The sequence below is a fragment of the Mycolicibacterium palauense genome (assembly GCF_002592005.1).
GTDB classification, from domain to species: Bacteria; Actinomycetota; Actinomycetes; order Mycobacteriales; family Mycobacteriaceae; genus Mycobacterium; species Mycobacterium palauense.
On the sequence record NZ_NVQF01000125.1, the window covers coordinates 1 to 12,090 of the forward strand.

The following is a 12,090-nucleotide window of genomic DNA, read 5'->3' on the forward strand; positions in this document are numbered from 1 at the left end:
TATGCAGACGAGGAAGAGAAGTATGAGGATGAGAAAGAGCGTCGCAGTCGACGCGCGCAGCAAGGACGATGGCGGCATGGACGACCTGGACGGGTCGGCGAGATTCGGACAGTTGATCGAGATCGTCGCACCGCCGAGCAGCCGTGGCTCGACGGTGTCGATGACGTCGTCGATGTTCGCCGAACCGTCGAGCCACGGCTGTGGGGCATGGCGACGGTGCTGCCGATCCTCCAGGACACCACGATCGTCGCCGCGGGCCCGTCGGTGCAGAACGTCAGCCTCACCGGAGCGGTCCCGGTGGGGATCGTCGGGGACGCCGGGGAGTGGACCAAACGCCGCTAGCCGGTGGGCGGGCTTGGGTCTCGGCCTGGCTCAGGGCTGGGTCTCGGCGGCCGGTGCGCGGGGATGCCGCGCACGCCGGCGTACCGGCCACACCCGCAGGCCGTGGGCCGCCCCGGTGGCGAGCAGGAACACCGCCAACAGCCACCACGGCGGATGGGCCAGCTCCCACACGAAGATCGCCGCCCACACCGGTGCGTTCTGGGTGATCGCCAGGACGCCGGCCGCGCAGGTCAGCGAGACCGCGGCGACGCTGACGCTCAACGGGGTCAACGCGTTGATGCTCAGTGCCAGGACCGTCCCGGCCGCCGAACCCGCGGCCAGTGACGGTGTCAGCATGCCGCCCACCGCGCCCGCGCAGGTCAGCGAGACCGCGGCGACGCTGACGCTCAACGGGGTCAACGCGTTGATGCTCAGTGCCAGGACCGTCCCGGCCGCCGAACCCGCGGCCAGTGACGGTGTCAGCATGCCGCCCACCGCGCCCGCGCAGGTCAGCGAGACCGCGGCGACGCTGACGCTCAACGGGGTCAACGCGTTGATGCTCAGTGCCAGGACCGTCCCGGCCGCCGAACCCGCGGCCAGTGACGGTGTCAGCATGCCGCCCACCGCGCCCGCGCGCAGGTACACGGCGGTCAGCAGCGGTTTGAGCACCAGGATGATCGCCGCCGCGCCCAGCGTCATCCCGCTGTTGAGGCTCACCGTCAGGATGCTCTTGCCGTTCCCGGGCAGTTCGGGCCACCAGTGCGAACAGATCCCGATCAGCAGCCCGGCCGCCGCGATCGCCGGGATCAGCGTCCACGACCGCACGGTGCGTGCCGGGCGGGCCGCCGCCATCAGCCGGTTGAAGGCCAGCCCGACGGCGGTCGCCAGCGGGGCCAGCGCCACCGCCAGCACCAGCAGTGCGTAGGACAGCTCGGCCTGCGGCCACGCCAGCGCCGGCGCGTCGTGGGTCACCACCGAGGCGACGGCCACGCCCAGGCTCGAGGTGACCAGCGCGGTGCCGACCACCCGGGGGCGCCACGAGTGCAGCAGGATCCGGGCCGCGAACAGCGCACCGCCGACCGGCACGCTGTAGACCGCCCCGAGCCCGGCTCCCGCGGCGCACGCCAGCAGGATCTCGCGGTCGTCGGCGGTCAACGCCCAGCGGGAGGTCCCGGCATCCCCGGCCGCCGCCGACAGCTGTCGGGGCGCGCCCTCGCGTCCCAGCGACGCGCCCGCGCCCACCACCAGCACCTGCAGGGCGGCGTCGATCGACATCGCCACCCGCGGGATGGGCCGGTGGTCGCGGATGGTGTCGGCCAGCGCGGGAACATCGGTCCGCCGGCGCAGCAGCCACCATCCGATCCCGGCGAGCGCACCGCCGATCATCGGACCGACGGCCCGGCGGACGGGGCTGCTCTGGCTGACCCCGTCCAGCAGGCTGCCGAACGAATAGTGGAACGTCAGGTGCTCGACCCAGTGCAGCAGCGTCGTGGTGACGATGCCGGCCACGCCCGCCAGCAGGCCGATCAGGATGACCCCGCTGAAGTAGTGCAGCACACGCCGGTCCACCGGCCGAACCTATGCGACCCCGGCCGGTTGTGCCCGCCGGTCGACCGACCGGGCGCCGGTACTGTGGGCCGATGCCGTCCCAGGACCAGCCCGGGCTGTTGTTCGTGCACGCCCACCCCGACGACGAGACGATCAACAACGGGGCCACCATCGCCCACTACGCCGCCCGCGGGGCGCGCGTGCAGGTGGTCACCTGCACGCTGGGGGAGGAGGGCGAGGTGATCGGCGAGCGGTGGGCACAGCTGGCCGCCGACCGGGCCGACCAGCTGGGCGGCTACCGGATCTCCGAACTCACCCGCGCGCTGCGGTGTCTGGGGCTGGAGGCGCCGGTCTTCCTCGGCGGGGCCGGCCGCTGGCGCGACTCGGGGATGGCCGGCACACCGCCGCGGCCGGGCCGCTCACGGTTCGCCGACGCCGATGAGCGCGAGGCCGTGGCGGCGCTGGTGGCGATCATCCGGGAATCGCGGCCGCACGTGGTCGTCACCTACGACCCCAACGGCGGATACGGGCACCCCGACCACATCCGGGCCCACCGGGTGACCACCGCGGCGGTGGCGGCGGCCGGGGGATCGGATTACCCGGGCGAGCCGTGGGCGGTGCCGAAGTTCTATTGGACGGTGACCGCCCGGTCGGCCTTCTCGGGCGCCTACGCCACGCTGGGCGACGACGACTTCCTCGGCGCCTGGCGGGTGCCGACGAGCGCCGACGGCGGTCCCGAGGGCTACGCCGACGACCAGATCACCGCCTGCGTGGACGGCGGGCACGTGCTGGGGCACAAGGTCGAGGCGCTGCGCGCCCACGCCACCCAGGTGACGGTCGGCCCCACCGGACGGGCCTGCGCGCTGTCGAACGATCTGGCGCTGCCGATCCTGGGCCACGAGCACTACATCCTGGTGGCCGGCACGCCCGGCCCGGTCGACGACCGCGGCTGGGAGACCGACCTTCTGGCGGGCCTGGATTGGGCCTGAGGCCGACGGCCGCCGGCGGGGCCGCCCCCTCTGCAGGCCCCACCGGCGGGTCTCGTCGGTGCTTCGGCCCCGGGGCTTGCGCAGCCCCGCCCGTCGCACCGTGGACCAAGAGTGACGGGTCCGGATCGCGGCGGGCAACGGCCGCGTGCACACTCACGTAGTGACCGCGCCGACATCCGGGTAGTCACTACTTGCCTCCACCGGGGTGGGGGTCCGCGGTAAGCTTCGCCACGCAGCACATCGGAAGGGACGGCCCCATGGACCCAGATCTGGACCCGAACCTGCAGCACTGGCAGGACCGCTTGGACAACTTCCAGTGGGTGGTCGGTTCCCTGGTCGCGCTGCTCGACAGCGTCCCGACCTGACCGGCACCGCCGACCGTTGTGCCGCGGTGACCGGCGCAGCGGGTGATGCTGGGGGTGACACCGGGGGTGACACTGCGCGCCGGGCCGTGCTGGCCGTGCTTGCACTCGACGGAATCCTGTGTGCGGTGGCGACCGCGTTCCTGTTGCCGCTCTATCTGGGGCCCATCCCGTTTCCGATCAGCGCGCTGGCCGCCGGGCTGGTCAACGTCGCGCTGGTGTGGGCGGCGATGCACTGGACCGAGTCCGTGCCCGTGGCGCTGCTGCCGCTGTGGACCTGGTTGGTGACCGCGCTCGTGCTGACCTTCGGCGGACCCGGCAACGACATCGTCTTCGGCGGGCGCGGGATCATGGAGCTAAGCCCGCTGTTGTTCATCGCGGTCGGGGCGGGTCCGGCGGCCTGGATGGCTTACCGGCGGTTGCCGGTGTCGGGCCGGGGCGGTGCTGGTTCGGGCGCTGGTTCGGGCGCTGGCTCCCGTGCTGGCTCCGGAGCTGGTTCGGGTGCCGCCGGTTCCCGCGCCGGATCGGCGCCTTCCCGCGGGAGGGCGCAATCCCCGGCGAAGTCTGGCACCACGCCCCCGGCGAAGTCACGGGCGAAGCCTCAGGCGAAATCCCGCACGAAATCCCGGGCCAACTCCTAGCTGTTCGCGCCCTTGGGTTCGCGGCCTGGGGCCTGGACCGGCCCGGAGCATGCCTAGTTGTCGCCGGACCCCGAGCCGCTGTCGCCTCCCACGGTGACGGTCGCGGTTTCGGCGTCGGCCCCCGCGTCAGTCCCCGAGCCGGTTCCCGTGTCGGCTCCGGAACCGGTCGACGAGGCAGCACCGTCCTGCGCGTCGCCGTTCGTCCCTCCGGTGTCCTCGAGCTCGGCTTCGGCGGCGGCCTCCTCGGCAGCCGCCTCGGCCGCTGCCTCGTCGGCCGCCTCAGCGTCAGCGTCCGCCTCGTCATCGGAACCGGGGTCGGTCGCCGTGTCCTCGGATCCGGTGGTGTCTTCCGATCCCGGGGTGTCCTCCGAACCGGTGCCGTCGTCCTGGGCCGCGGGTGCCTCAGTGTCCTGGGGGGCGTCCTGGGGGGCGTCCTGTCCGGCGTCCTGCCCGGTGTCCTCCGGGGGCGCCTGCTCGCTGCCCGCGTCGGTGGACTCGTCGGTCGTCTCGTCGGTCGGAGCGGTCGTCTCGTCGGTCGCGTCCGTCGACTCCGTCGGGTCGGTCGACTCGGTGGAGCCCTCGTCCCCGGCCGGGTCCGACGGGGCCTCCCCAGCCTCCCCGCTCGTACCGGTGGAGCCGTCCTTGTCGGTGCTCTTGTCGCTCTTGTCGGACTTGTCCGTCGCGTCGCTGCCCGCGTCCTCGGCGCTCGCGAGCGCACTCGCGGCCAGTGCCACGTCGACGGCATCCGCCGACGACGCGGCGCCCGGCAGCGGGAAGTCGGGCAGCGGCGGCAACGGTATCGGGAACCAGCCGAAACTCAGCACGTAGTCGATCTCGTCGTTGATGCCCTCGACCACGCCGTTGAACGCGGTGTTCAGGATCGCCCCGATGCCGTTCAGCCAGACCTGGAGGTTGAGCGGGTCGTTGACCACCGGGTCGAGGAAGTCGTAGACGAAGCTGTCCACCACCGGCAGGACGAAGTCGGGGTACCAGATGTAGATCTGATCGGAGACCAGGTAACCGAACGGGACCCAGTTGATCAGCCACGGGCCGAGCTCGAGGGAGACGTAGTTCGCCCAGTACCTGGTGACGTCGTAGACGTTGTCGATGATGTCCGAGGCGGCGTTGAGCTGGCCCGGCTCGGCGGGGACCTCGTCGACGTCCGCGCCACCCGGCACGGCCGCGGCGGGGGCGACCGTCCGGTCGGTCGCCGAGGGGGCGGCGATGACTGTCTCGGCGGGTTCGGTGGGTACGCCGGACCGGGGGCCGGATCGGTGGCTGCCCGGCTTGACGGTGACGGCCCCGTGACCGCTGATCTCACCCAGCTGATCGAGCAGCGCCAGGGCCGACTCCAGATCCTCCTCGGTGAGCGGCGCCACCGGCCCGGGCGCAGGGAGGGGGGCCGTGTCGGCGGCGAACGAAACGGGGCGGATGACCTCGGCGTTCCGCATGGACGCGGGCCGGACGTTGGGGGCGAAGACCAGCGCGCCGGCGGTCAGCGCAGCGACGCCGGCGGTCAGCATCGTGCGAGCTGAGATCTCCATCCGACTCCCCACCTGCCTTCGACTGCGGCCCGCCCGGCTATCAACTTACTCGACTGGCAGCCGGTTCACAGGATTTCGCTTCCCGGACGGGTGTGTCAGTGCAGTAGGCCACACCGCTAGTGTGGTGGCCGTTAGGGCAGCACCGACGTTTCAGATAGTGAGACAGCCGGATGATCGATCAGCATGCAGGGGTTACACCGGAGTGGCTCTGAACCCTCAGCGCACCGCTGACCTGCCCAGTCCGGTCGTTCCGCCGACGCAGGATGTCCCCGCTCCCGCCGCACTGCGCCGGGTTCTCCGGCGCGCACGTGACGGCGTGACCCTCAACCTCGACGAGGCTGCCATCGCGCTGTCGGCCCGGGGGGACGACCTGGCCGACCTGTGCGCCAGCGCCGCGCGGGTGCGCGATGCGGGCCTGGAGTCCGCGGGCCGGCGCGGTCCCGGGGGAGGGCTGCCGGTCAGCTACTCGCGCAAGGTCTTCCTGCCGGTGACCCACCTGTGCCGAGACACCTGCCACTACTGCACGTTCGTGACGGTGCCGGGACGTCTGCGCGCGGCCGGCCAGGGCATGTACATGGAGCCCGACGAGATCGTCGACGTGGCCCGGCAGGGTGCCGAACTGGGCTGCAAGGAAGCACTGTTCACCCTCGGTGACCGGCCCGAAGCGCGCTGGCCCGAGGCCCGGCAGTGGCTCGACGAACGCGGCTACGACTCGACGCTGGACTACGTGCGGGCGATGGCCATCCGGGTGCTGGAGGAGACCGGTCTGCTGCCGCACCTCAATCCCGGGGTCATGAGCTGGTCGGAGCTGTCCCGCCTCAAGCCGGTGGCCCCGTCGATGGGGATGATGCTGGAGACCACCTCGCGGCGGTTGTTCGAAACCAAGGGGATGGCCCACCACGGCAGCCCCGACAAGGACCCCGAGGTGCGGCTGCGCACGCTGACCGACGCGGGCCGGCTGTCGATCCCCTTCACCACCGGCCTGCTCGTCGGGATCGGCGAGACCCTGGTCGAGCGGGCAGCGACGATCCACGCGATCCGTAAGTCGCACAAGGAGTTCGGGCACGTTCAGGAAGTGATCGTGCAGAACTTCCGGGCCAAGGAACACACGGCGATGGCCGCCACCCCGGACGCCGGCTTCGAGGACTTCCTCGCCACCATCGCCGTCACGCGGCTGGTGCTGGGCCCCGGCATGCGCGTGCAGGCACCCCCCAATCTGGTGTCACCCGCGGAGTGCCTGGCCCTCGTCGGCGCCGGCGTCGACGACTGGGGCGGTGTCTCGCCGCTGACGCCCGACCACGTCAACCCCGAGCGGCCCTGGCCGGCGCTCGACCAGCTCGCCGCCGTCACCGCTGACGCCGGATACGAGCTGGTGCAGCGGCTTACCGCCCAGCCGCGGTACGTCCAGGCGGGGTCGGCCTGGATCGATCCGCGCGTGCGCGGGCACGTCGACGCGCTGGCCGACCCCGACACCGGGTGGGCCCGCGACGTCGATCCGGTGGGCCGGCCCTGGCAGGAGCCCGACGAGGCCGCGGAGTCGCTGGGGCGCACGGATCTGCACGAGGCCATCGACTCCGAGGGCCGGCGCGCCGAGACCCGTAGCGATCTCGACAGCGCGTTCGGCGACTGGGATTCCATCCGCGACAAGGTGCACGAGCTGGCGGCGCGCGCACCGGAGCGCATCGACACCGACGTGTTGGCCGCGTTGCGCGCCGCCGAATCCGATCCGGCCGGGTGCAGCGACGAGGAGTACCTCGCCCTGGCCACGGCGGACGGTCCTGCACTGGAAGCGGTTGCCGCACTGGCAGATTCGCTGCGCAAGGATGCCGTCGGGGACGACGTGACCTTCGTGGTCAACCGCAACATCAACTTCACCAACATCTGCTACACCGGCTGCCGATTCTGTGCGTTCGCCCAACGCAAGGGCGACGCCGACGCCTTCTCGCTGTCCACCGACGAGGTCGCCGACCGGGCCTGGGAGGCGCACGTGGCCGGCGCCACCGAGGTGTGCATGCAGGGCGGCATCGATCCGGAGCTGCCGGTCACCGGCTACGCCGACCTGGTGCGCGCGGTCAAACGCCGGGTGCCGGCCATGCACGTCCACGCGTTCTCGCCGATGGAGGTGGCCAACGGCGTCACCAGAAGTGGAATGTCGATCCGGGAGTGGCTGACCAGCCTGCGCGAGGCCGGCCTGGACACCATCCCCGGCACCGCCGCGGAAATCCTCGACGACGAGGTCCGCTGGGTGCTGACGAAGGGCAAGCTGCCGACCTCGATGTGGATCGAGGTCATCAGCACCGCCCACGAGGTGGGCCTGCGGTCCAGCTCGACGATGATGTACGGCCACGTCGACACCCCCCGGCACTGGGTGGGGCACCTGAACGTCCTGCGCGACATCCAGGACCGCACGGGGGGCTTCACCGAGTTCGTGCCGTTGCCGTTCGTGCACCAGAGTTCGCCGCTGTACCTGGCCGGCGCGGCCCGCCCCGGGCCCACGCACCGCGACAACCGCGCCGTCCACGCACTGGCGCGGATCATGCTGCACGGCCGGATCTCCCAGATCCAGACCAGTTGGGTCAAGCTCGGCGTGGAACGCACCCAGGTGATGCTGCGTGGAGGGGCCAACGACCTCGGCGGGACGCTGATGGAGGAGACCATCTCACGCATGGCCGGCTCCGAGCACGGCTCGGCCAAGTCGGTGGCCGAACTGGCGGCGATCGCCGAGGGCATCGGTCGGCCCGCGCGGCAGCGCACCACGGTCTACACCAAGACCGCCGCATAAGTCCGGTGATGTCCCGGTGATGTTCCCGCCCTGGTCATAGGGCATTCGAGGCGGTTACCCGGACCGGTGGAACTGGGTATCGTGAACCGGTGTCTGCGGAGATCACCGACAGCGAGCCCCGCAGGCTGCAGCGGGAGATCCTCGACGACCTGCTGCTGCGGGAGCGGTTGTTTCGGCTCTCGATCGCCGGGCTGGTCCTGGTGGTCGGGGCCATCGGCCTGCTGCTGACCTTCACCGAGGGGGGACCCGCCGGAGGTGCGGCACGGTGGATCGTGGTCGCGGTCAGCCTGAGCGCGGTGCCGGTCAGCCTGGCCGTCAGCCGGGTCCATCTGGGCTCGGTGTGGTGGTCGAACCAGACCCGCTGGCGCTTTCTGCCCGAGTTGTTCGTGATCTGGGCCAACGCCGGTTTGACCACCACGGTGCTGCTCTACGAGAACCCGCGGGTGGCGCTGTACGGGGCCATGCTCTACGCGGTGATCGGCGCCTATGCGGCGCACTTCCTCACCCCCGTCACCCGCACCGCCCATGTCGTGTTCAGCTCGGTGGTGATCGTCTACCTCGGGGTGCACGGTCACGAGGCCGGCGAGTTCAGCACGGTGGCGACGGTGTCGCAGGTGCTGATCGCGCTGGTGGTGGTCAACGGCACGGTGGTGCTGCACAGCATCTACACCCGGGAGATCCGGCGGATCATCGCGCGCGATCACGCCAGGGCCAACACCGACCCGCTGACGGGCATCGCCAACCGCCGCGCGTTCCAGCGTCGCGCGCGGCGCCTCATCGAGACCGCCCCCCACGGCGTGGTCCTGCTGTTGATCGACGTCGATCACTTCAAACAGATCAACGACACCCGGGGACACGACCACGGCGACGAGGTTCTCGTCGGGGTGGCCGAGGCGCTTCGCGCCTGCCTCGGCCCGGAGGCCGTCGTGGCCAGGACGGGTGGGGACGAGTTCGCCGCCATGCTCGTGGCGGGCCCGGGGCCGGCCTGGGAGGCCGCGGCGACGGTGCGCCGCCACGTCGAGGCGACGGTCGGGGTGGCCGTCAGCGTCGGGACCGCACGGACCCACCAGGCCGGCGCCACCAGTGCCGAGACCCTGGCCACGATTCTGGGCCTGGCCGACTACGACCTGTACGTGACCAAGCGGGCGCGCCCCTTGTCGCCGCGGTCGTCACGGATCGGAATAAAAGTGGACCATGGTCCGCTTGTTCGGGGTGACGGTGCCGGATCGACCGGTGCCCCGACCCTAGGAGACACCATGACCGCCGTTGCGACCGGCACCGACCTCGAACCCGGCACCTGGGCCATCGATCCGGTGCACTCGTCGATCGCCTTTTCGGTCCGCCACCTGATGGTGAGCAAGGTACGCGGCACCTTCGGGGCCTTCAACGGCGACATCGTCGTCACCGAGGACGGCGCGGCGTCGGTGTCCGCCGAGATCGACGTCACCTCCGTCAGCACCGGCAACGAGCAGCGTGACGCCCACCTCAAGGCGGCCGACTTCTTCAACGTCGAGGCCTTCCCGACGGCGGGCTTCCGCTCCACCGCGGTGCGCCGCAACGGCGAGGAGTACCTGCTCGACGGTGAGTTCACGTTCAAGGGCATCAGCAAGCCGGTGACCCTGGCGCTGGAGTTCGGCGGCGTCAGCCCCGGCATGGGACACGGTGCGGTCGCCGGGTTCGAGGCGTCGGTGGTGCTCAACCGCAAGGACTTCGGGATCGACATCGACATGCCGCTGGAAACCGGTGGCGCGGTCGTCGGCGACAAGGTCACGGTCACGCTGGCCATCGAGGCGCTCAAGAGCGCCTGAGTCCCCGGCGTGGGCCCGGGTGCCCGGACGGCCGACCGGGCACCCGCGGTCGGCCGGTCGGTGTCCTAGAGCCGCGCCGCCAGCTCGGTGCCCTGCCGGATGGCCCGTTTCGCGTCCAGTTCGGCCGCCAGCGCGGCGCCGCCGATGATGTACGGATCGATACCGCCGCGGCGCAGCTGGTCTTCGAGGTCGCGCACCGGATCCTGGCCGGCGCAGATCACCACGTTGTCGACCTCGAGCACCCGGGGACGGGCGTGCTCGGCACCGAAACTGATGTGCAGTCCCGCGTCGTCGATGCGCTCGTAGTTGACACCGGAGAGCTGTTGGACGTTCTTGGCCTTCAGTGCCGCCCGGTGCACCCATCCGGTCGTCTTGCCGAGCCGGCGGCCCTGGGGTCCCGGGCTGCGCTGCAGGAGGTATACCTCCCGGGCCGGCGGTGCGGGGATCGCGGTGGTCAGGCCACCGCGCGCCTCCTGCGGGTCCGCCACACCCCATTCGGCCTTCCACTCCTTGAGGTTCAGGGTGGCCGACTCGTCGGTGACCAGGAGTTCGCTGACGTCGAAACCGATTCCGCCCGCGCCGATCACCGCCACCCGGGCGCCCACCGGCCGGTGGCCGTAGATCGCCTCGGGGTAGGTCAGCACCATCGGGTGGCCGATGCCCGGGATGCTCGGCAGGCGCGGCCTGACCCCGGTGGCCAACACCACGTCGTCGTAACCGGCCAGCGCCTCGGCGCCGGCCCGGGTGCCCAGCCGCACCTCGACGCCGTGTGTGTCCAGCATCGTCGTGAAATACCGGATGGTCTGGTCGAACTCCTCCTTGCCGGGGATGCGTCGCGCCATGTCGAACTGCCCGCCGAGGAAGTCGTTGGCCTCGAAGAGCGTGACGCGGTGTCCGCGCTGCGCCGCTCCGACCGCGGTGGCCAGGCCGGCGGGGCCGGCACCGACCACGGCCACCGACCGCGACCGCCGCGTGGGCGCCAGCACCAGCCGCGTCTCGTGGCCCGCGCGTGGATTCACCAGGCACGAAACCGTTTTGTGGGCGAAGACGTGGTCGAGGCAGGCCTGATTGCAGGCGATGCAGGTGTTGATCTGCCCGGCGGTGTCGGCCGCGGCCTTGCTCACCCAGTCGGGGTCGGCCAGCAACGGGCGTGCCATCGAGATCAGCTGCACGTGGGTGTCGGTGAGGATCTGCTCGGCGGACTCGGGCATGGTGATGCGGTTGGACGCCACGACGGGAATGTCGACGTGTTGGGCCACCGCGCTGCTGATGTCGACGAAGGCGTTGGCGGGCACCGAGGTGACGATGGTGGGTACCCGCGCCTCGTGCCACCCGATGCCGGTGTTGATGATCGTCGCCCCGGCCGATTCCACTTCGGTTGCCAGGGCGACGATCTCGTCCCAGCTCTGGCCGTCTTCGACGTAGTCGGCCATGGACATTCGATAGCAGATGATGAAATCGGGGCCCACCGCCGCGCGGGTGCGGCGCACGATCTCCACGGGCATCCGTCGCCGGTTCTCGGGGCTGCCGCCCCAGCGGTCGCGGCGCTTGTTGGTGCGCGGGGCCAGGAACTGGTTGAGCAGATAGCCTTCGCTGCCCATGATCTCCACACCGTCGTAGCCCGCCTCGCGTGCGAGCGTCGCGCAGCGGACGTAGTCGTCGATGGTGTGCTCGACGCCGCGGGCGGACAGCCGTCGGGGCCGGAATGGGTTGATGGGCGCCTTGATCGACGACGCGCTCACCGACAACGGGTGGTAGGCGTACCGCCCGGCGTGCAGGATCTGCAGCAGGATCTTGCCGCCGGCCTCGTGCACGGGTGCGGTGATCGACCTGTGCCGGCGGGCTTCGGCCGGGGACACCAACTGCGCGGCGAACGGCAGCAGCCAACCGGTGCGGTTGGGCGCGTAGCCGCCGGTGATGATCAGTCCGACCCCGCCGGCGGCGCGTTCGGCGAAGTACGCCGCGAGGCGGTCGGTGTCCTTGGCCCGGTCCTCCAGCCCGGTGTGCATCGAGCCCATGACGACGCGGTTGCGCAGCGTGGTGAAGCCGAGGTCCAGCGGCGACAACAGGTGGGGATAGGGGCCGGGGGCCGGGC

The 12,090-nt window shown here is 71.3% G+C and carries 6 protein-coding genes and 3 pseudogenes; 6 read left to right on the forward strand and 3 right to left on the reverse strand.

Annotated features, from left to right (window positions below; genetic code table 11):
• A pseudogene (locus tag CSR00_RS31420) lies at positions 1–342 on the forward strand (hypothetical protein); the annotation flags it as partial.
• Between the two features lie 30 nt (positions 343–372).
• Here CSR00_RS31420 and CSR00_RS27805 read toward each other — a convergent pair.
• On the reverse strand, positions 373–1,890 hold the full coding sequence (locus CSR00_RS27805) for a chloride channel protein (protein WP_099025612.1): 1,518 nt from the start codon (positions 1,888–1,890) through the stop codon (positions 373–375).
• Positions 1,891–1,961: 71 nt separating this feature from the next.
• On the opposite strand from CSR00_RS27805, the gene mshB reads away from it, so the two are divergent.
• Together mshB and CSR00_RS31690 are read left to right on the forward strand one after the other, a co-directional pair.
• Positions 1,962–2,858 (forward strand): N-acetyl-1-D-myo-inositol-2-amino-2-deoxy-alpha-D-glucopyranoside deacetylase, encoded by an 897-nt coding sequence (gene mshB, locus CSR00_RS27810; RefSeq protein WP_099025613.1) that lies wholly within the window; start codon positions 1,962–1,964, stop codon positions 2,856–2,858.
• Positions 2,859–3,174: 316 nt separating this feature from the next.
• Positions 3,175–3,663 (forward strand): annotated as a pseudogene (locus tag CSR00_RS31690) (hypothetical protein); the annotation flags it as partial.
• 251 nt (positions 3,664–3,914) lie between these two features.
• Here the strand turns inward: CSR00_RS31690 and CSR00_RS31425 are convergent.
• Positions 3,915–5,405, reverse strand: a complete 1,491-nt coding sequence (locus CSR00_RS31425) for an MSCRAMM family adhesin SdrC (RefSeq protein WP_245906660.1) — start codon at positions 5,403–5,405, stop codon at positions 3,915–3,917.
• Between the two features lie 202 nt (positions 5,406–5,607).
• Here CSR00_RS31425 and CSR00_RS27825 point away from each other — a divergent pair, with 202 nt between their 5' ends.
• The 3 genes and pseudogenes from CSR00_RS27825 (at position 5,608) to CSR00_RS31435 (ending at position 9,995) form a co-directional block, all read left to right on the forward strand.
• Positions 5,608–8,187 (forward strand): bifunctional FO biosynthesis protein CofGH, encoded by a 2,580-nt coding sequence (locus tag CSR00_RS27825; RefSeq protein WP_099025614.1) that lies wholly within the window; start codon positions 5,608–5,610, stop codon positions 8,185–8,187.
• Positions 8,188–8,648: 461 nt separating this feature from the next.
• Positions 8,649–9,323, forward strand: a pseudogene (locus CSR00_RS31430) (GGDEF domain-containing protein); the annotation flags it as partial.
• A 120-nt stretch (positions 9,324–9,443) separates the two neighbouring features.
• A complete protein-coding gene (locus tag CSR00_RS31435; protein ID WP_245906662.1) occupies positions 9,444–9,995 on the forward strand; it encodes a YceI family protein in 552 nt (183 codons plus the stop codon).
• A gap of 65 nt (positions 9,996–10,060) precedes the next feature.
• Here the strand turns inward: CSR00_RS31435 and CSR00_RS27835 are convergent, their stop codons facing one another.
• Positions 10,061–12,064, reverse strand: a complete 2,004-nt coding sequence (locus CSR00_RS27835; protein WP_099025616.1) for an NADPH-dependent 2,4-dienoyl-CoA reductase — start codon at positions 12,062–12,064, stop codon at positions 10,061–10,063.
• Positions 12,065–12,090 lie beyond the last annotated feature (26 nt).